The 18,648-nt window shown below is 63.8% G+C and carries 18 protein-coding genes; 6 read left to right on the forward strand and 12 right to left on the reverse strand.

The genetic code is table 11. The features are described from left to right. Window positions 1–40: 40 nt before the first annotated feature. The 7 genes from Q8L25_RS20810 to Q8L25_RS20840 all read right to left on the reverse strand — a co-directional run bounded on the left by Q8L25_RS20810 (window position 41) and on the right by Q8L25_RS20840 (window position 8,818). Window positions 41–421: a DUF2946 domain-containing protein gene (locus Q8L25_RS20810; RefSeq protein WP_308921200.1), complete on the reverse strand. Its 381-nt coding sequence runs from the start codon at window positions 419–421 to the stop codon at window positions 41–43. A gap of 32 nt (window positions 422–453) precedes the next feature. Continuing rightward, a complete protein-coding gene (locus Q8L25_RS20815; protein ID WP_308921201.1) occupies window positions 454–1,641 on the reverse strand; it encodes a PepSY-associated TM helix domain-containing protein in 1,188 nt (395 codons plus the stop codon). Between the two features lie 8 nt (window positions 1,642–1,649). Further along, complete coding sequence (locus Q8L25_RS20820) at window positions 1,650–4,049, reverse strand: TonB-dependent siderophore receptor (RefSeq protein WP_308921202.1); 2,400 nt, start codon at window positions 4,047–4,049, stop codon at window positions 1,650–1,652. Window positions 4,050–4,147: 98 nt separating this feature from the next. Beyond that, window positions 4,148–5,638, reverse strand: a complete 1,491-nt coding sequence (locus Q8L25_RS20825; RefSeq protein WP_308921203.1) for a FecR domain-containing protein — start codon at window positions 5,636–5,638, stop codon at window positions 4,148–4,150. Between the two features lie 160 nt (window positions 5,639–5,798). Then, window positions 5,799–6,899: a hypothetical protein gene (locus Q8L25_RS20830; RefSeq protein ID WP_308921204.1), complete on the reverse strand. Its 1,101-nt coding sequence runs from the start codon at window positions 6,897–6,899 to the stop codon at window positions 5,799–5,801. Between the two features lie 70 nt (window positions 6,900–6,969). Then, window positions 6,970–7,728 carry a LytTR family DNA-binding domain-containing protein gene (locus Q8L25_RS20835; protein WP_308921205.1) on the reverse strand — a complete coding sequence of 253 codons (759 nt, stop codon included), beginning with the start codon at window positions 7,726–7,728 and terminating at the stop codon, window positions 6,970–6,972. A gap of 10 nt (window positions 7,729–7,738) precedes the next feature. Beyond that, window positions 7,739–8,818 (reverse strand): histidine kinase, encoded by a 1,080-nt coding sequence (locus Q8L25_RS20840; RefSeq protein WP_308921206.1) that lies wholly within the window; start codon window positions 8,816–8,818, stop codon window positions 7,739–7,741. Between the two features lie 134 nt (window positions 8,819–8,952). Between Q8L25_RS20840 and Q8L25_RS20845 the strand changes: the two genes are divergently transcribed. Continuing rightward, window positions 8,953–9,780, forward strand: a complete 828-nt coding sequence (locus tag Q8L25_RS20845) for a DUF2306 domain-containing protein (protein WP_308921207.1) — start codon at window positions 8,953–8,955, stop codon at window positions 9,778–9,780. On the opposite strand, the gene Q8L25_RS20850 is transcribed toward Q8L25_RS20845, so the two are convergent. After that, window positions 9,760–10,701 carry a LysR family transcriptional regulator gene (locus Q8L25_RS20850; RefSeq protein ID WP_308921208.1) on the reverse strand — a complete coding sequence of 314 codons (942 nt, stop codon included), beginning with the start codon at window positions 10,699–10,701 and terminating at the stop codon, window positions 9,760–9,762. The two genes, Q8L25_RS20845 and Q8L25_RS20850, sit on opposite strands and share 21 nt — an antisense overlap. A gap of 111 nt (window positions 10,702–10,812) precedes the next feature. Here Q8L25_RS20850 and Q8L25_RS20855 point away from each other — a divergent pair, with 111 nt between their 5' ends. The 5 genes from Q8L25_RS20855 to Q8L25_RS20875 all read left to right on the forward strand — a co-directional run bounded on the left by Q8L25_RS20855 (window position 10,813) and on the right by Q8L25_RS20875 (window position 15,220). Further along, a complete protein-coding gene (locus tag Q8L25_RS20855) occupies window positions 10,813–11,589 on the forward strand; it encodes an SDR family oxidoreductase (protein ID WP_308921209.1) in 777 nt (258 codons plus the stop codon). A 17-nt stretch (window positions 11,590–11,606) separates the two neighbouring features. Beyond that, a complete protein-coding gene (locus tag Q8L25_RS20860; protein ID WP_308921210.1) occupies window positions 11,607–12,593 on the forward strand; it encodes an aldo/keto reductase in 987 nt (328 codons plus the stop codon). 42 nt (window positions 12,594–12,635) lie between these two features. Further along, complete coding sequence (locus Q8L25_RS20865; protein WP_308921211.1) at window positions 12,636–13,562, forward strand: Gfo/Idh/MocA family oxidoreductase; 927 nt, start codon at window positions 12,636–12,638, stop codon at window positions 13,560–13,562. A 66-nt stretch (window positions 13,563–13,628) separates the two neighbouring features. Further along, a complete protein-coding gene (locus Q8L25_RS20870; RefSeq protein WP_308921212.1) occupies window positions 13,629–14,204 on the forward strand; it encodes a DJ-1/PfpI family protein in 576 nt (191 codons plus the stop codon). Window positions 14,205–14,446: 242 nt separating this feature from the next. After that, window positions 14,447–15,220: a ferredoxin--NADP reductase gene (locus Q8L25_RS20875; RefSeq protein WP_308921213.1), complete on the forward strand. Its 774-nt coding sequence runs from the start codon at window positions 14,447–14,449 to the stop codon at window positions 15,218–15,220. A 259-nt stretch (window positions 15,221–15,479) separates the two neighbouring features. On the opposite strand, the gene Q8L25_RS20880 is transcribed toward Q8L25_RS20875, so the two are convergent. The 4 genes from Q8L25_RS20880 to Q8L25_RS20895 form a co-directional block, all read right to left on the reverse strand. Then, entirely contained in the window at window positions 15,480–16,946 is a 1,467-nt protein-coding gene (locus tag Q8L25_RS20880; protein WP_308921214.1) for a serine hydrolase domain-containing protein, read from the reverse strand. A gap of 94 nt (window positions 16,947–17,040) precedes the next feature. Then, window positions 17,041–17,364: a hypothetical protein gene (locus Q8L25_RS20885; RefSeq protein WP_308921215.1), complete on the reverse strand. Its 324-nt coding sequence runs from the start codon at window positions 17,362–17,364 to the stop codon at window positions 17,041–17,043. Window positions 17,365–17,367: 3 nt separating this feature from the next. Next, on the reverse strand, window positions 17,368–17,697 hold the full coding sequence (locus tag Q8L25_RS20890) for a hypothetical protein (RefSeq protein ID WP_308921216.1): 330 nt from the start codon (window positions 17,695–17,697) through the stop codon (window positions 17,368–17,370). Between the two features lie 127 nt (window positions 17,698–17,824). Beyond that, window positions 17,825–18,433 (reverse strand): hypothetical protein, encoded by a 609-nt coding sequence (locus Q8L25_RS20895; RefSeq protein ID WP_308921217.1) that lies wholly within the window; start codon window positions 18,431–18,433, stop codon window positions 17,825–17,827. Window positions 18,434–18,648: the final 215 nt, after the last annotated feature.

Consider the following 18,648-nt stretch of genomic DNA (forward strand, 5'->3'; position numbering starts at 1 on the left):
TGTGGCGCGCAGGGACGGTCAGCCAGCAGTAAAGACGGTCTTAAGCCAGGGCGGGAGGCCCGCGCGGATTGCCGGACGACCACAGAAACAGCGGCGCCGGCGCGCGGTAATACAGGGGAGGATAGACATCATGGCCGCCGCTGACGGCAAAGCTCAGCGACAAACCAGGCAGCAGGGCAAACGAGCCCGCATGCGTGCTGCAATACGGGCAATGCTCGAAAGCATGAACGACCGGGTCCATGCCCGGTTTTTTCACGTCCGAACCCGCCTCCATCACACCGTCGACGGTACAGATCTGCATCAGCAGCGACGATGGAATGGAAACGGCGGGCGCGGCCAGCGCATGCGAAATCGACGGCGCAATGGCGGCAAACAGCACGGCCATGATGGCCAGCCAGATCTGCAGCGTTCGTCGTTTCATCGATATCAACATGGCGGCATTATAGCCGCTGTTCAGCCCATGGCGATGCGCCCTGCCCGCCTTTTTCTGAGCCACACATGCACGCCCGTCACGCTCAGCACCGTTACCGCCAGCCCCATCAGGCACACCAGCAGCTGCAGCGGCCAGCCCCACATGGCCGCCATGTGCAAGGTGGCCAGCCAGGTCGACAGCGTATCGCCGGCCGCCGCGCCGGTCGGCAGCCACAGGCCCTTGAATGCGCCTGTCTGCGCATCCATCACCAGCCGGGTATGGCCGCCCTTGTGGCGGATATCGTGGCTGCTGCGCACGTCATAGCGGTAGATGCCGCGCTGGGGATCGTACAGCAGCGACTTTTCCGCCAGCACGGTAAAACCGCGCGCCTGCGCCTGCTGCGCCATCAGCCCGCGCGCGGCCGGCAGCGCCTGTTCCCAGGCCAGCACTGGCGCCAGCTTCGGCCTGGCCAGCTTCGGGATGGTTTCCAGTCCCCGCTGGTGGGCAAGCACGGCTTTCATGGCGGGCTCATAAACTTGCGGCAGGTTGAAGGCCACGCTGCTCCAGGCCAGCACGAACAGCATGGCCCAGGTCCACAAACCGCCCGCGCGGTGCAGATTGAAGCTGATTTTATACGTGCTGCCGCTGCGAAACTTCCACGCCTGCCACCAGCGCGCCGGCCACCGCCGGGCCGGCTCGCCGCTGGCGGGCCTGTTCGGCAAGGTCAGCCAGGCGCCGGCAAAACAGTCCAAGGTCCACAGCAGGGCCACGATGCCGAACAGCACAGTGCCGATGCCGTCCAGGGCCAGCGAATAATGCAGCCGATAAATAAACGGCATCAGGTTTTTCGCGCCCTGGCGGATGTCTCCCCAGCGCCGCTCGCCCAATGTCTGGCCTGTATAAGGGTCGACAAACACCTGGTCGTTCGGCAAGGGCTGGCCCTTGGACAGTGGCCGCAAGGCGAACAGCACCGAACGGCCATCGCTGAACTCCAGCGGCAGCCGTGCCGCCAGCGCGTGCGGGTAGCGGGCCGCGACCCGCGCATGCAGCAGCACCGGGTCGATCCGCGTTGCCGTGGCTGGCGCCGTCACGTGGAACAGTTGCGGGCTGATGGCCGCTTCCAGTTCCTCGTTCCAGGCCAGCAAGCTGCCCGTGATGCCGGCCATCGCCAGGAATACCGCCAGCAGCAAGCCCACGTAACGGTGCACCGGCAACATCACCGCGCGCATGCCGCCCCTTACCACTGGTAGGACAAGGTGGCGGTGGCCTGGCGCTCATCGCCATAGCGGCAGATGGCAAACTCGCAATAGGTAAATTGCTTGTTGGCCAGGTTGCTGACATTGCCTGTCAGCTGCCAGTGGCGGCTGAGGCGGTAGCTGAGCATGGCGTCCAGCACGGTATACGCCGGCATGGCGCGGGCCATGCCGGACGGCTGGGTCGACCCTTTGTAGCGCGCGCCGGCGCCGGTGGTCAGCTGCGGCAGGCCCAGGCCGGCGAAGCTGTAGTCCAGCCACAGGGCGGCCTGGTGGAACGGCGTGTCTTCGCTGCGCTGGCCGATTTCGCTGGCAATCGTGCTGCGCGTGGTGCGCGCATCCGTATAGGCGTAGGACGCGATCAGGCTGGCGCCACGGCCGAGATCCGCCTTCGCTTCCAGTTCCAGCCCTTTCGAGCGCACCTGGCCCGCCTGGCGGTAGACGTCATTGCCGGCGTCGTATTTCAGCACATCGGTTTGCGTCAGCTCGTACACGGCCGCGCTCAGCAGCATATTGCTGCCGGGCGGCTGGTAGCGCACGCCGGCTTCATACTGCTTGCCGCCCGTCGGCTTGAAGGACTGGCCGTTGGCATCGGCCGCCGCCACCGGGAAGAACGATTCGCTGTAGCTGACATAGGGCGCGATGCCGCCGGCCGTCTTGTAGACCAGGCCGGCGCGCCAGGTGGTGGCCGAGTCGTCCTTGTCCACCCTGGCGCCGTTGCGGCGCAGGGTCTGGTCCTGACTGGCCCAGTCGTGGCGCGCGCCCAGCAGCATGGTCCAGGTCTCGCCCAGGCTGACCTGGTCCTGCAGGTAGATCCCTTTTTGTAGCGTTTCTATGCGCGAACCGCGGTCGACGCTGCGCGCGCGGTTGACCACCACCGGCTGGCCATAGTTATAGGTGAGCAAGTTCAGGGTCGGTGCGTTGCCGCGAAAGTTGCGCGAGTCATAGGTGGTCTGGTAGGCGTCCACGCCGGCCAGCACAGCGTGTTCCATGCCCATCCACTGCCAGTTGCCGGCCATATTCGTGTCGCTGACGATGCCGCGCGCCCGTTCGCGCCGGTCGCTGTACTGGCGCGCCAGCAGGCCGCGCTCGCTGGCGTTGCGGATCGCCGCCGCCGTGGTCTGCGCCTGCAGGTAGTTCCACGTCACGTCCGCCTCGAAATAGCGCAGCTTGTGGCTGAGCTTGAGCCTGTCGCTGAAGCGGTGCTCGAATTCATAGCCGATCGCGTGCATGTCGCCCGTCATCTTGTCGTAGTCGGGCTCGCCGATAAACGCCTCGCGCCCTATGCGCACCGGGCCGGTACCGACGCCTTCGACCAGCTGGTACGGCAGCGGCGCGGAAAAACGCGTGGCCGTCTTCTGATAGAACGACAGGATGGTCAGCGAGGTAGCGGCGCTGGGGCGCCAGGTCAGCGCGGGCGCGATATACAGCTTGTCGTCGTTCAGGTAGTCCTGCGCGGTATTGCTCTTGCGGTCCAGCATGGTCAGGCGATAGTCCAGCGTGTCGCTGCCGGGCACCTTGCCGCCCACGTCGATGGCCAGCTGCTTGCGGTCATTGCTGCCCGTTTGCAGCTGGAGTTCGCGCACCGGCGCGCTGGTCGGGCGCTTGCTGACGGCGTTGATCACGCCGCCCGGCGACAGCTGGCCGTACAGCACCGAGGCCGCACCGCGCAGCACTTCCACCCTTTCCAGGCCGAACGGCTCCTGCGTGCCGTCGTAGGAATTGCTTTGCAGGCGCAGGCCATCGCGCATGGAACCGCTGGTGGCGGACTCCACATCCATGCCGCGGATGCGGAAACGGTCGGCCGTGCGGTTGAAGCTGGTGGGCTGGCTGGTGAAGCCGGGCGTGTAATTGAGGGCCTGCGACAGGGTTTCGGCCTGGCGGTTGCGCAATTCGTCATTGGTGACGACCGAGATCGACTGCGGCGTATCGATGATGGCCGTATCGGTCTTGCTGCCGGCGGCCGAGCGTTTCGCTACATAGCCGGTCACCGGGCCGGTCGGCGTTTCGCGCTCGGCGCTGGCCGTGACGCTCACTCCTGCCAAGGTCACGGTATCAGCCTTGGGGACCGGCTTGACCACGACCACCCTGCCTTCCTGTGCCGCCTGCAAGCCGCTGCCGGCCAGCAAGCGCTCGAGCGCCTGCTGCGCGCTCAGGCTTCCCGACACGGCCGGCGCATTCTTGCCGGCCACCAGGTCGGGATGGACGAGCAACTGGAAGCGGGCCTGGCGCGCCAGCTCATTGAGGGCCGCGCCCAGCGGCTGGGCCGGCAAGGCGATGGCGTAGGTGGCGGCGCCTTGTGCCAGCACAGGCGCGGCGGCCAGGCTGGCGGCGATAGCGACGACGATGATCAGGGGAACAGGATAAAAACGGGGCTGCGGCATGCGGGTAGTCTCCAGGGTCAACACGGTAAATAAGAATCACTACCAATGCAGACGCATGAGCTTGCCACTAGTTGATATGTATTTTCAATTATTTTGCATTATTTGGCGGGCTTGCCCGCCGCCACGATTTCCGTCACGCCACCCTGCTCGCGCAAGCGCACCGGCAACACCAGTGGCAAGGCGCTGCCGAAATCGGCCGCCAGGCGCGCATCGAAACTGCCATTGACGCGCATGGCGGCGACGATGGGATCCTTGATCACCAGCCGGGTATCGCCATAGCGTTCGAATTCCGCCACCGCCTGCGCCAAAGGCGTGCCGTCGAAATTGATGCGGCCTTCGCGCCACAGCAAGGCGCCGTGGGCAAGCCGGGTGTCGACCGTGCCCAGCGCGCCTGCCCGGTTGGCCTGCACCGATTCGCCGGCCGTCAGTTCCACCGCGCTGGCGCTGCCGGCCGTGGCAACCCGCACACGCCCGTCCTCCACCGTCACGGCTTCACCCGCCTGCCCGAAGCCGGCATGGGTATTGCGTACGGCAAAGCGCGTGCCGACCACGGTCACGCGCAAGGTATCGGTCAGTACCTCGAACGGTTTCTGGCTGTCGTGCCGCACCGAAAACATGACTTGCCCTTCCGGCAGGCGCACTTCGCGCCGCTGGCGGTACAGGGTCACTTCCACCCTGGTGGCCGTATCGAGCTTCATCACGCTGCCGTCGGGCAGGTGCACATCGAGCAGTTCGCCGCGTGCGCTGGCAAAGCTTTGATGGAAAATCGGCTGCCGCTGGTAATGATCCCAGCCCAGCCAGCCGGTGCCCAGCACGCAGATGGCCAGTGCTGCCGTCGCCAAGCGCCGCAGGCCGAACGCCGGTTTTTTGCGCGCCGGCACCGCCCTGGCCAGTTGCGCCACGGCAGTGGGATGCAGTTCGCCCAGCCCGCTCCACACGCCTTCCATGCGCGCATAAGCCTGCCGATGCGTGGCATCAAGAGCCAGCCAGGCCTGGAACTGCGCCTCTTCCTGTGTGCTCAAGCCATCCTGGCGGCGCACCTGCCAGCTGGCCGCTACCAGGTCGAGGTCAACGGTGTGGCTGATCGTGTCATGCTGGTTCATGCCGGCCGTCCCCGCTTCACCGCCTGCGGCCAGGTGGCGGGCACGCCCAGGCGTTCCTCGCAGGCCTTGCAGGCCAGTACCGCGCGGATAATATGCTGCGCCACCATGTGCTTTGAAATACCCATTTGCTCGGCCACTTCCTGGTGCGACAGTCCCCTCGAAACGGTTCAGCACGAATGCTTCGCGGCAACGCGGCGGCAGCGCGTCGATCACGGCGACAAACGCCAGCGCATGCTGTTCGTGGGCATACACGGATTCCGGTTCCAGGTGCGCGGGCGCGGCCGGCTGTTCCGATTCGGGCAGGCCGTCGAGATCGTCGTGCTGGCGGATCGCCTCGCGCCGGTGGTGGTCGATGATCAAGCGCCGCGCCGTCTGGTGCAGCAAGGCGCGTGGCTCGGGGATCTCCTGGCCGGCATTGCGCACGGCCAGCACGCGGGCGTAGCTTTCCTGCACCGGGTCGGCGGCAGCATCGCGGTCGCGTACCATGCGCGCGCAGAAATTCAGCAGTCCTCGTTAATAACGCTCAAGCACAGGCATGGCACGGCCGTGAAAGGTGAACCGTCCAGATATCGCGGCGGCTGATCTGTAGGGGCAATTGCAAATAAGAAAGATTCTCATTATGCCGGGCGCGGCCTGGACTGTCGAGTTAAATCGCGGCGGCCAGCGTGCGGTTCAGGATCAGCAATTGCCTGGTGCTGTCCTCATCGCCGGCCATCGGATACAGCACCACCGCATAGGCGTGCTGTGCCGTGCGGTTGAGGCTGGAAATGACCAGGTTGTCCTGCGGCAGTGGCAGCAGCTCGCCGTTCAGCAGGTTGCGATAGCCGCTGTCATCCTTGCCGTAATACAGCTCAAGCAGCTGGTCCTGGCGAGTGGTCAGCCAGCCATTGCCGAACTCGCAGTTAAAGCGGGTTACAAAGGTATCATCACCGATCGCTTCGGGCCGCCAGGTATTGAAGAATTCGTCCTCGAAAGCGATCAAGTTGACCAGCTCGCTGTTGCCGGCCATATCGATTTTGACGGTCACGATATGCCCAGCATGCTGGGCCAGCAAGTACGAATCGCCGTCAAACGACAGTGCCAGTATCTGCAGGCCATAAATACCGTTGGCCGCAATGCTCCTGCGCCGCAGTTCATTGCCCTGCTCATCGATTTCACGATGCAGCCAGTTGTCGTCCACGTGAGCCAGCAATTGTATGGTCGAGTTGGTGACCGCCACCTTGTTATTGCCCGGCAGTGCCAGCTTGAGATTGCTTTTCTTTTTCAGCAAGCCATTCTCGAACCGCATCACCAGCATCTTGTCGGGCTTGGTATCGGACCAGTCCGCATCATGAAAGATCGCTGCCGTTTCCGTGCTGCCAATAAAGTCGCCCACAAACGGCCGGTTGCCTTTCGGCGCCTCGACCTGTTCGCGCCGGAACACGGGAATGCTGATTTCCAGTTCCTTGTCGGGGTGGTACGGCACGATGGACACCCAGGCTTCCTGCCGCGGGCCGAGAAACAGGGTCGGCAGGATGCCGTCGTCTTCGGCGAAATGCTCGGCCTGGCCATCCCGGTCCACCAGCGTGTACACCAGCTGGTAGGTGCCGTCCTCGCGGTACACATAGTTCGTCAGCAGGCTTTTTTCGCCCGAGGCGATGCTTTCCTTGGCCGACAGCGAGGTATCCACCGTCAAGGTGGTCAGCGCGCCATGGCTGGTGGTGGTCACGCTCGCTTGAAATGGCTGGACTGGACTGAGGTTTTTCATGGCGCTCCGAAGGAATGGCTACCCGAACAAGATTTCCGCAGATTATGCTCCATGGCAGCCCGGATGCCGCTCACATTTGGCGGAAATGATGCAGATAGCTGCGGCTGACGGGCAATACCTGGCCCCCGCCGCGCAGATGGAGTTCCGCCGTTTCGTTGAGGCCCCGCACCACTTCGCTGACATGGGCCAGGTTGACGATCACCGAGCGGTGGGTCTGCACGAAACGTTCGGGGTCCAGTTGTTCGGCCAGCTCGCGTATGCTCTTGCGTATCAGCGCCTCGCCCTCCTCCCACGCCACCAGCGTGTACTTTTCTTCGGCGCGCAGGAAGCGCACCTGCTCGACAGGGATCAGCCGCACGCTGGCGCCGACCGATGCCTTGATCCATTGCAAGCGCGCTGGCGGCTGTGCCAGGCGCGCGGCCAGCTGATCAAACATGGCGTCCAGCGCGCCTGCCGGCGGCGCACTGGTCAGGCGCTGTCGCAAACGGTCGATGGTGTCGGCCAGGCGATCCGCATCGACGGGTTTTACCAGGTAGTCGACGGCGCCCTGCTCGAACGCCTGTACCGCATATTGTTCATACGCGGTGACGAACACCAACTGGGCGCGGCGCGCCATGGCGCGCGCCACCGCGATGCCGTTTATTCCCGGCATATGAATATCGAGAAAGACGATCTCCGGCTGGTGCAGCTCGAACAGTTCCAGCGCCTCCTGGCCATTGCGTGCGTCGTCCAGCAGTCGCAGCGCGGGCCACAGCCTGGCCAGGTGGCTGCGCAAGCGTTCGCGCAGCAGCGGTTCGTCGTCGGCGATCAGCGCCGAAACTGGTTTCATGACGGGTTCCTCATGCCGCTAGGGGCGCAGTAAAACACAATTCGGCGCGCATGCCGTGCGGCGCCACTTCATGCAGGACCAGGCGTGCACCGGCCCCATAACAGCCTTGCAGGCGGCTGCGCAGATTGGCCAGACCCGTGCCGGGCTGGGCGGTTTCGCTCATGCCCACGCCCGTGTCGCTGACCCAGACGGTGATTTCTCCGCTGGCCGCCGCGACGCTGGCGCCGACCTCGATGCTGCCGCCCTCCAGGGCCGGATCGATGCCGTGGCGCACGGCGTTTTCCACCAGGGTCAGCAAGGCCATGGCAGGAAAACGCAGGCTGCCGGCCCAGGCGGCGTCAGCCACGGTAAATTGCAGGCGGTCGGGCATGCGCAGGCGCATCAGTTCCAGATAGGCGCGCACCAGCTGCAATTCCGTCGCCAGCGTGGCATCGGCATCGTGCAGGCGCGGCATGGCGGCGCGCAGGTAGGCAATCAGGTGGCGCAGCACCGGCCCGGCATTGGCCGACCCGGTGGCCACCAGTGCTTCCACGTTGGCCAGGGTGTTGAACAGGAAATGCGGCTCGATCTGCGCCTGCAGCAGGCGCAGGCGCGCGTCCACCAGTTCGCGCGCCAGGGTGTTTTTTTCCAGTTCGGCCTGCAGGCGGTCGGCGCGCTCGCGCTCCTTGCGTTCGCTGCGCATCGCCAGCAGGGAAAACAGCAGGCCGAACAACACGGCCAGCAGCACCATCAGGAAGTGGCCGACGCGGGTCTGGGTGTCGGCCAGATAGGCGATGAACTGGCCGCGCTGGGTGGCGACCGCCGTCGCCAGCGCCGCCACCGGCGCGGCCAGCACCACCGCCAGCAGGCGCGCCGCGCCCAGCGGCAGCCAGCGCGGACGCAGGGCCTCGGCCGCCGCGTAGGCCATCAGCAAGGCGGCGCCGATAAAGCCGATGCGGCCGAACACGCCCAGGTAGGAGGTACCGCTGAGCAGGTGCAATATCCACGACAGCCCCAGCGTAAATAGGGCCACCACCAGCACCTGACGCGCGGTGGGCAGCAGCCGGCGCGCGCCAGCGGAAACAGCAGGAGTGGATAGCGGTGGCGTCATGCCTACACGATAACCGCTATGCCAGCGTGGTTCAAGCCCGGAAAACCGCCGTTCGTCGCAGCGATCGCGCGATTGCCCGCATCCTGCCCGGCGCGCGCCTATCTTGATGCCTGCACAACCACCGGGAGCACTTCATGACATCGATTACTTTCAGCAATACCGGCAATCCCGCCTTGCCGCGCCTGGCCCTGGCCGGCGCCGCTGGCCTGTTCTTTCTTGTCACCGTCGCCGGCCAGCTGATCTTTGCCGGTTATATCGTCCTGCTGTATGGCGGCCACGCCGCGCGCGGCAATCTGGCGCTCTGGAACCAGGTCATGACGCACGGCCATGTGGCGGGCGACGGCGTGGGCAATGCCGCCACCGCCGTGCATTTGCTGCTGGCGGCCATCATCATGCTGGGCGGCGCCCTGCAGTTGCTGCCCCAAGTGCGCCGCCTGGCGCCGCGCCTGCATCGCTGGAATGGCCGCGTGTATCTCGCCGGCGCCGTGGTGGCCGCCCTGTCCGGGATGTATATGGTGTGGTGGCGCGGCGCGGTCGGCGATACGGTGCAGCATGTGGGCATCAGCGTCAACGCCGTGCTGGTGCTGCTGTTTGCCGGCCTGGCCCTGCGGCGCGTGCTGCAAGGCGATATCGCCGCGCACCGCCGCTGGGCCTCGCGCCTGTTCCTGGCCGTCAGCGGCGTCTGGTTCTTCCGGGTCGGGCTGATGTTCTGGCTGGCCGCGAATGGCGGGCCGGCCGGTTTCGACCCCGCCACCTTTCGCGGTCCCTTCTTGAGCTTTCTTTCCTGGGCCCAGTATCTGCTGCCGCTGGCCGTGCTGGAGCTGTATCTGCGCTGCCGCGCGCATGGCGGCGCGCTGGCACACTGGTGCATGGCGCTGCTGCTGGCCAGCTTGAGCCTGGCGATGGCGGCGGGCGTTGCCGTGGCAACCATGGGCCTGTGGCTACCGCAACTCGCCCAGTGACTGCTGGCGCCGGATAATGTCCACCAGGGTCCGCAAGGCCGGATGATTATGGCGCCGGCTGCTGTAATACATATGGAACGGTTCGCCCCTGGCGGCAAATTCGTCCAGCACCACGCGCAAGCTGCCTTCTGCCAGCTCGGCCGCGATGCGGCTTTCCAGCAGATAACCCAGGCCGACCCCGGCCTTGGCGGCGGTGATGGTGGTGGCCGTGTCGTTGATGGTGATCAGGCCCGGCACGCGGATGCCGCGCTTGGCCGGCTTGTGGGCGCCGCTGCCGCTGGCGCCACTGCTCAGCTCCCAGCGGTAGCTGGAATTGTCTCCCAGCAGCAATTGCAAACAGCTGTGCTGTGCCAGGTCTTCCAGCCGCCGCGGTACGCCATGGCGTGCCAGGTAGTCGGGCGAACCGGCCACCACCCAGCGCTGCGGTCCCGACAGCGGCACGGCGATCATGTCTTCCGGTACATAGTCGCCGTAGCGGATGCCGGCGTCATAACCGCCTGCCACGATATCGATGGGCCGGTCTTCCACCACCACGGTCAGTTTCACGTGCGGGCACAGGCGGGCAAATTCGGGCAGCGCCGGCGCGATCATCAGGTGGGCCGCGTCGGCGAACACATTGATGCGCAGCTCGCCGAAGCGGCCGGCGCCGGGCGCGTCGATCTCGGCCAGCGCATGGCCGATGGTATCGAAACCTTCTTCCAGCCGCGCGGCCAGGGCCAGGCCCGTATCGGTCGGCGCCACGGCGCGGCTGGAGCGATTCAGCAGCTTGGCGCCGAGCCGCTCTTCCAGCCGGCGCATGGCGTGGCTGGCCGCCGACGGCGTCAGGCCCAGCTGGATGGCGGCCGCCTTGAAGCTGCGCGTGCGCATAATGGTGAGAAAGACCCGCAGGTCGGCAAGTTCGATACGGTCAAAGACAGACATAAGTGAATTTCAGTAATCATTTCAATGAATCAGATTCACTTCAAATCTTATCATGGCCGCCCTCATCCACAGTACGATGGTGCCCACAACAACATCAACAGCGGAGCGGCAATGAATCCATCAACAAGCATGACCCTGGGCGACCTGGCCGGCAAGCGCATCCTGATCACGGGCGGCTCGACCGGCATCGGCGCGGCCGTGGTGCTGGGCTTTGCGGCGCAAGGCGCGCGCGTGGTGCTGCACTACAACGCCAGCGCGGAGCCGGCCGAGCAGCTGCGCGCGCAGTATCCCGAGCAGATCATCGTGCTGCAGGGCGACCTGGGCGCTGCGGGCGAAGTGGCACGCGTGGTCGGCGAGGCGGCGCGCCTGCTGGGCGGGCTCGACGGCCTGATCAACAACGCGGGCAGCATGCTGGGCCGCATTCCCACCGTGCAGGCGACGGACGCGCATTTCGACGAGGTGCTGGACCTGAACGCCAAGTCCGTCTGGCAGGCCAGCATCGCCGCCCATCCGCACCTGAAGGCGGCCGGCGGCGGCTTTATCATCAACACCACCTCGATTGCGGCCAGGAATGGCGGCGGTGGCGGCGCCGTGCTGTATGCGGCGGCCAAGAGCTTTGTCAGCAGCCTGACGCGCGGCCAGGCCAAGGAATTCGTGGCCGACAAGATCCGCGTCAACGCGGTGGCGCCCGGCTTGATCCTGACGCCGTTCCACGTGCGCGACACGCCCGACGCCATGATGGCCGCGCAAAGCGCCACCATCCCCATGGGCCGCGCCGGCCTGCCGCAGGAATGCGTGGGAGCATTTTTGTTCCTCGCTTCGGAAGCGCTGTCCGGCTATATCACCGGGCAGATTATTGAAGTCAACGGCGGCCAGTTAATGCCCTAACGATAGAAAGATAAAACATGAAACAACGCGTATTCGGCCGCACCGGCCACAGCATTTCCGAAATCGGCTTTGGCGCCTGGGCCATCGGCGGCGCCTGGGGCGACGTCAGCAGCGAGGACGCCAAAGCGGCCCTGCATGCGGCGCTCGACGCCGGCACCAGCTTTATCGACACGGCCGACGTCTACGGCGACGGCCGCTCCGAGCGCTTTATTGCCGAAGTGCTCAAGGAACGCGGCGGCGCACGCCCCTATGTGGCCACCAAGGCCGGGCGCCGTCTGTCGCCGCACGTGGCGGATGGCTATAACGAAGAAAACCTGGTCGCCTTTGTCGAGCGCTCCCTGGTCAACCTCGACACCGATTGCCTGGACCTGGTGCAGCTGCACTGCCCGCCGCCAGACGTGTATTACCGCCCGGAAGTGTTCGACGCCATGGACCGCATGGTCACCGCCGGCAAGATCCGCCACTACGGCGTGTCGGTGGAAAAGGTCGAGGAAGCGCTGAAAGCCATCGAATACCCGAACGTGGCGTCTATCCAGATCATCTACAATATTTTCCGCCAGCGCCCGAACCAGCTGTTTTTCGCGCAGGCGAAAAAGCGCGAGATCGGCGTGATCGTGCGCGTGCCGCTCGCCTCCGGCGTGTTGACGGGCAAGATGAACGCCAATACGGCGTTTGCCGCGGACGACCACCGCGCCTTCAACCGCAATGGCGAAGCCTTCGACAAGGGTGAAACCTTTTCCGGCGTGCCATATGAGGTGGCCCTGGACGTGGTGGAGGAGATTCGCCGTCTGGTGCCGGACAACGCCACGATGGCACAGTTCGCCTTGCGCTGGATCTTGATGGAAGACAGCGTCAGCACCGTGATTCCGGGCGCGCGCAATGCGCAGCAAGCCAAGGCCAACAGCGCGGCCAGCGGCCTGCCCGCCTTGAGCCCCGATACCATGGACGCGCTGCGCGCTCTTTACCAGCATCGCATCGCCCCATTCGTGCATCAGCGCTGGTAAGATTGCAACTCCTGTGTGACTTAGAAGAAAGAGAAATATTCAATGCCAGCTATCAAACTGGGGATTGTCGGCGTCGGCAAGATTGCCACCGACCAGCATCTGCCCGCCATCGCCGCCAACGGCGACTTTCAACTGCTGGCCTCGGCCAGCCGCAACGCCACCATTCCAGGCTTGCCAGGTTTTACCTCGATCGACGAGATGCTGGCCCAGCAGCCGGACATCGAAGCGGTCGCCCTGTGCATGCCGCCCCAGCACCGCTACCAGGCGGCGCGCGCCGCGCTGTTGGCCGGCAAGCATGTATTCATGGAAAAGCCACCCGGCGCCACCCTGTCGGAAGTGGAAGACCTGGACCAGCTGGCCCGGTCCAAGGGCGTGACCCTGTTCGCCAGCTGGCATTCGCGCCATGCGCCGGCGGTGCAGGTGATCAAGGCTTTCCTGGCCAAGCATGCGCCGCGCCAGGTGCAGGTGATCTGGAAGGAAGACGTGCGCCACTGGCATCCGGGCCAGGAATGGATCTGGGAAGCGGGCGGCCTGGGCGTGTTCGATCCGGGCATCAACGCCCTGTCGATCGTCACTGAAATTTTGCCGAACGCCATGTTCCTCAAATCCGGCGTGCTCGAGTTCCCGGCCAACCGCGACGCGCCGATCGCCGCCGACCTGCGCTTTACCGACGCCAACGGCCTGGATGTCCATGCCGAATTCGACTGGCGTCAGACCGGCAAGCAAAGCTGGGACATCATCGTCACCACCGAGGCCGGCGTGCTGCGCATGGCCGATGGCGGCGCGAAACTGTGGCTGGACGACGTGGCGCAGGAACTGGGCGACGAAGGCGAGTACCCTTCCCTGTACCGCCATTTCGCCGGCCTGGTGCAGAGCGGCAAATCCGACGTCGACCTGTCGCCGCTGCGCCATGTGGCCGACGCCTTTATGCTGGGCAAGCGCAAGGTGGTCGACGCGTTCGAAAGCTGATCGCTGCTGACAGGAACTGACGGGCGCGCGGCCTATCATATCAATCTGACTTCACAGGAGATTCACATGCCGCGCGCCATCACCATCCTTACCGAACAATTCGCCGACTGGGAAACCGGTCTGTTCAATGCCACCGCCCGCCTGTATTACAACTTCGACACGCGCTTCGCCACGCCGCAAGGCCAGCCCGTGCTGTCGTCGGGCGGCATGCTGGTCACGCCGCAGCTGGCCATCGATGACATTGAGCTCGATGGGCTCGATGTGCTGCTGGTATGCGGCGGCCCGGCCTGGCAAGGCGCGGATGCGCCCGATATCAAGGCCCTGCTGCTCGACGCGCACCGGCGCCAGGTGGTGCTGGCCGGCATCTGCGACGGCACGCGCGTGCTGGCGCAGGCGGGCGTGCTCGACGAGGTACGCCATACCTCGAATTCGGCCGACAATCTGGCGTCCATCATCACCTATGCCGGTGCGGCGCTGTACCAGGACGTGCCGCATGCGGTGGCGGACCGGCGCGTGATCACGGCGCCCGGCACCGCGCCGGTGACATTTACGGCGGCCGTGCTGGCGGCGCTGGGCATCGCCGATGATGGCTTGAAGGGTTACCTGGCCTTGCATGCCGCCGAGCACGGCCGGCAAGGATAAGCGCCAAAACTGCCTCAGATCAAGATTTTCGCCCTGTCCACGCCCCCATTTTCGTGCTTTTGCAGCCGGATCTTGCCATCGGCACTATAATGTCGGCACCGCGTGCGGCGACATTGGCGGCGATAGACGGTAACAATTTCGCGTCGGGGCCGTTACAATAGGGGTTGACCTACGCAGGATGTCACTTTTTTTGCCAGCAGTTGCCAGCACCTAACCATTTTTTTGACCAGCAAACAAATACTATGAGTTCGATGAATGAAGAGCGCGTCTTAAGCGTGCACCACTGGACGGATACCCTGTTCTCCTTTACGACTACGCGCGATCCTTCGTTGCGTTTCTCGAACGGTCATTTCACGATGATCGGCCTGCGCGTCGACGGCAAGCCGCTGCTGCGCGCCTACAGTATCGCCAGCGCCAACTACGAAGAGCACCTGGAGTTTTTCAGCATCAAGGTACCGGGCGGCCCGCTGACCTCGCGCCTGCAGCACCTGGAAGTGGGCGACACCGTGATCGTCGGCCGCAAGCCGACCGGCACCCTGGTGTCCGACTACCTGCTGCCAGGCAAGCGCCTGTACATGCTGTCGACCGGCACTGGCCTGGCACCCTTCCTGTCCATCGTGCGCGATCCGGACATCTACGAACGCTTCGATCAATTGATCCTCGTGCACGGCGTGCGCCAGGTCGATGAACTGGCTTACCACGACCTGCTGGTCGAGCACCTGCCGAACCACGAGTTCCTGGGCGAAATGGTGACCGACAAGCTGCGCTACTACCCGACCGTCACCCGCGAAGACTTCCGCAACATGGGCCGCATCACGTCCCTGATCGAAAGCGGCAAGCTGTTCGAAGACCTGGGCGTGCCTGCGCTGGACCCGGCAGTCGACCGCGTGATGATCTGCGGCAGCTCCGACATGCTGCGCGACCTGAAGGAAATGCTGGAAGAGCGCGGCTTCAAGGAAGGCAACACCTCCACGCCTGGCGACTTTGTCGTCGAGCGCGCATTCGCCGAGAAGTAATCTCTCTCCTGCTCCCGGGGGCCTGGCCTTGCCGTACGCGGCAACGCCAGGCCCTTGGCGTTTCCAGCGGTGATTTATGCGGAAAAGCGGCGTCAGCAAGTTGATCATCGACGTACGCGCGAATGGCGGCGGCAATGGCGACATATGGATAGACGGCGTGCTGCCCTACCTGGCGAATCAACATCAGCGCCTGGCCTCGACCTATCGCAAGAAAGTCATCCAAGGGCGCTGGTCGACGCCGCCGTGCAGGCCCTGTAGCCTAGTTCGGCGCCAGCGCTTTCAGGCGGGCGATGGCGTGCTGGTTGCCCGGATCGAGCTCGACCGAGCGGCGATAGTGGGTGACGGCAAGCGCGGTGTCGCCTGCCGCCTCGCCGGCCTCGGCCAGGCTGTCGTGGCCGTTGGCGCTCCCTGGGTACAGCCTTACCGCCAGCTTGAACACGGCGATGGCGTCGCTGGCCTGCTGCCGGCGCAGCAGGCGATAGCCCCAGGCATTCAGATCGTTTTCGTCCGGCGCGGGCAGCGCATGCTGCTGGCGGATGGACGCCAGTTGCTGGTCCATTTTGTCAAAGCCGCCCTTGCCGATGGCTTGCCGCAGCAAATACAGGGCATGGCTGCCGCCCAGTTCCTGGCGCAAGGCGGGCAGATAAAAGCCGGCCACCGTATCGATCAGCTGCTCGGGTTGTCCGCCGGCCAGGTTGGTCAGGATGATGATCGCCAGGTCGTCGTTTGGATACACATAAAAGGCCGAGCGTGCGCCGCCGATACCGGCCACGGCGCGGTGTGCGTCGCGGCGGATGGCGGGCCAGCCCAGCGCCCACGGCGCCGGCTTGCCATCATTGAGCGTGCTCAGCTGCCACAGCCGTGTCACGCTGGCCGCTTCCAGCAAGCGGCCGGACTGCAGCGCGATCAGCCATTTGGCCAGTTCACCCGTATTGCTGTTGATGCCGGCGCCAGCGCGCATGAAGACGGGGAAATCCTCGATCACATTGCGGTAATCCTTGCCTGCGAGATAGTAGGAGGTGGCCTTGTTGCGCACCACGTCCTTGGCGTCGCCAAAGCCGCTGTCGGGCATGCCGGCAGGATCGAACTGCCCGCGCCGGATGAACTCCACGAAGGCCAGCCCGCTTTGCCGCTCGATCAGCTGTGCCAGCAAGACGTAATTGGTCTGGTTGTAGCGGTAGCGCTGGCCCGGCTGGAAGTCCATCGGCAACGCCTGCACGGCTTTCCAGGCCGCATCATTGTCATCGGGCTGCGGTCCGACCAGCTTGCCCGTGGCCTGGTTCAGCACATCGGGCAGGCCGGAAGTATGGTTCAGCAACTGGGCCACCGTCACGGCTTGCCAGGCTTGCGGCAGGTCGGGCAGATAGCGCGAGATGGGCGCGTCTAGCTCGACCTTGCCCTGCTGCACCAGCTGCATGACGGCCACGCCCGTGAAGGCCTTGGTGGCGGAATTGATGGAAAACAGGCTGGAGTCAATCACCGGCACGCCATATTGCAGGGAGGCCAGGCCAAAATTGCGCGCCAGGACCACCTTGCCGTGCTGTATCACCGCAATCTGCAAGCCGGGAATTTGCCGCTCCTGCATTTCGTTTTGCAAAAAGGCGGCGACGCCCTGCTCGACCGTGCTTGCCTGGCCGGCTGGCGCCGTCTTGGCCGCAGCACTGGCGCTGGCAGGTGCGGCAACGAGCGCGATCAGCAGGGCAGCCAGCGGCAGGCGACGGTTCATGGTGACTCTTTCCATATAGAAATATTACAAGAAGGACTCGCAGTCTTGCATATCTATTTATCAAGGTCAAAACAAATCGCGGGGCACGCGCTGCTTACTCTTCCATCCACACATCCTCGTATCCATCGCGGTCGAGAATGAACTTCGCGCCACTGGGCAAGGCCAGGTAGTCGAGCACCTGCGGCAGCAGCTCCCGCAGGTGCGCCGTGTGCAGCGGCTGGTAAAAATCCGCCGCATCGGAATGTTCGCCGCAATGGATAAACCAGCTGATGGTGCCGTTCTCGGGCAAGGCGATGCGGGTGCCGTAGATGGGCGACTGGTCCAGGCTGGCGGTCGCCACGGCCACCATCGCTTCGGGCGCCTGCGCGGCCAGGCCGTGCCTGGCGCAGATTTGCTGCTGCTTGTCGTTGATGGCCATGCTTCAGGATCTTATGTATTGGTAATGCAGGGTCGGAACGCCGTCCTGGTCGGCAACGTCCAGGTGCAGTCTCGCCTCGCCTGGCTTGCCATCGGCAAACAGCTCGCACGCCATGCCCAGCGCGCCATCGTTCATCGGATACCAGTCAGGGGCCGGTCCCAGCGCAAGGGCGACGCCGCGCTGGAAATAACTGTCCATGGCCTCGAATACTTCGTCCGCGCAGGCGCTGGAAAAATGGCACAGCGTTTGTATCGCTTCACTGTCGCGTGTATTGATGGCGGCCAACAACTCGCTGACCAAGGCGTGGGCTTGTTTGATTCTATTTTGATCCATAAAGATGATGATTATGTAGATAAAGAAATTTGACACAAGCCGAACGATTTTCCACATCTACTCAACCGACCTCTTCCGCCGGTAGCTAGCTGCACTTCAGCCATGGCGAGGAATCTTCTGACCTTTGCTAGACGCGACAGGCACTAAACTGCTCTGCAACAATATACGACCGCCCAAATTCAAGTACTTGCAGTTTCCCATAGCCCACGTGCTTTGAACCGTCCCAGCGCGTTGGCAGGTGGCCGGGTAATGCGTTCGTGATAACGGGCTTGTCCTTTAACGCCTCCAGAATGTGTTTTGCCACCGACTCGGGGAATCTCCCGAGTAGTCCGTAGTTCGAACTGGATATTCCCTTGATGGTCGGCGCCGCATTCATGAATCTTGCGATGCTTTCCGGCCTGCCCATGACTTCTATGCAGCATGAACAAACAATACCGAACAAAGTCTCAGGCGCCACTGCGTTTTTGAAAAACATGATGTCGACTACCGGCTCTAGAAAAGGCTTCAGCAATGGGGAATCATTCGAAAGGGAAAGCGCCTCTGCCCCGCTTGAACAAAGAGACTCCTCGACGACTCCAAGACAAGAAATCTCCCACATTTCCGGGTCACGGCCATCGTAAAATTGAATCGACAGATTTAACTTGAGGTCATTTGCAAACCAGTTAGCATCGACAAGTCGAATCCAACCTTCAGCATCGTCAAAATTTTCGTTTAAGGATTCCAGTAATTCTTTCATATTCCTCAGTACAAGTTTGTCATATCCGACTGTCCGTCTTCGGCCTATTGTGTTGAAATACGCGGGTACGTTGACGTTTAGATAGAAATCATACCTGTAAAAAAAATACGATTCAGAAATGGTTGCCTTGTACCACAGAACTTTCCTACATGCCAGCAGCCTGTATCCCTATGCACAGACTGGGCCATGGCGGTGACAATGTTTTCTCCGACGGC

Source organism: Janthinobacterium sp. J1-1, from assembly GCF_030944405.1.
In the GTDB taxonomy this organism is placed as follows: Bacteria; Pseudomonadota; Gammaproteobacteria; order Burkholderiales; family Burkholderiaceae_D; genus Janthinobacterium.

Bases quoted from the DNA above. Each gene is read 5' to 3' on its own strand.
- Q8L25_RS20810 (WP_308921200.1), bottom strand. From the start codon at position 421: ATGAAACGACGAACGCTGCAGATCTGGCTGGCCATCATGGCCGTGCTG.
- Q8L25_RS20815 (WP_308921201.1), bottom strand. From the start codon at position 1,641: ATGCGCGCGGTGATGTTGCCGGTGCACCGTTACGTGGGCTTGCTGCTG.
- Q8L25_RS20820 (WP_308921202.1), bottom strand. From the start codon at position 4,049: ATGCCGCAGCCCCGTTTTTATCCTGTTCCCCTGATCATCGTCGTCGCT.
- Q8L25_RS20825 (WP_308921203.1), bottom strand. From the start codon at position 5,638: ATGGTACGCGACCGCGATGCTGCCGCCGACCCGGTGCAGGAAAGCTAC.
- Q8L25_RS20830 (WP_308921204.1), bottom strand. From the start codon at position 6,899: ATGAAAAACCTCAGTCCAGTCCAGCCATTTCAAGCGAGCGTGACCACC.
- Q8L25_RS20835 (WP_308921205.1), bottom strand. From the start codon at position 7,728: ATGAAACCAGTTTCGGCGCTGATCGCCGACGACGAACCGCTGCTGCGC.
- Q8L25_RS20840 (WP_308921206.1), bottom strand. From the start codon at position 8,818: ATGACGCCACCGCTATCCACTCCTGCTGTTTCCGCTGGCGCGCGCCGG.
- Q8L25_RS20845 (WP_308921207.1), top strand. From the start codon at position 8,953: ATGACATCGATTACTTTCAGCAATACCGGCAATCCCGCCTTGCCGCGC.
- Q8L25_RS20850 (WP_308921208.1), bottom strand. From the start codon at position 10,701: ATGTCTGTCTTTGACCGTATCGAACTTGCCGACCTGCGGGTCTTTCTC.
- Q8L25_RS20855 (WP_308921209.1), top strand. From the start codon at position 10,813: ATGAATCCATCAACAAGCATGACCCTGGGCGACCTGGCCGGCAAGCGC.
- Q8L25_RS20860 (WP_308921210.1), top strand. From the start codon at position 11,607: ATGAAACAACGCGTATTCGGCCGCACCGGCCACAGCATTTCCGAAATC.
- Q8L25_RS20865 (WP_308921211.1), top strand. From the start codon at position 12,636: ATGCCAGCTATCAAACTGGGGATTGTCGGCGTCGGCAAGATTGCCACC.
- Q8L25_RS20870 (WP_308921212.1), top strand. From the start codon at position 13,629: ATGCCGCGCGCCATCACCATCCTTACCGAACAATTCGCCGACTGGGAA.
- Q8L25_RS20875 (WP_308921213.1), top strand. From the start codon at position 14,447: ATGAGTTCGATGAATGAAGAGCGCGTCTTAAGCGTGCACCACTGGACG.
- Q8L25_RS20880 (WP_308921214.1), bottom strand. From the start codon at position 16,946: ATGAACCGTCGCCTGCCGCTGGCTGCCCTGCTGATCGCGCTCGTTGCC.
- Q8L25_RS20885 (WP_308921215.1), bottom strand. From the start codon at position 17,364: ATGGCCATCAACGACAAGCAGCAGCAAATCTGCGCCAGGCACGGCCTG.
- Q8L25_RS20890 (WP_308921216.1), bottom strand. From the start codon at position 17,697: ATGGATCAAAATAGAATCAAACAAGCCCACGCCTTGGTCAGCGAGTTG.
- Q8L25_RS20895 (WP_308921217.1), bottom strand. From the start codon at position 18,433: ATGAAAGAATTACTGGAATCCTTAAACGAAAATTTTGACGATGCTGAA.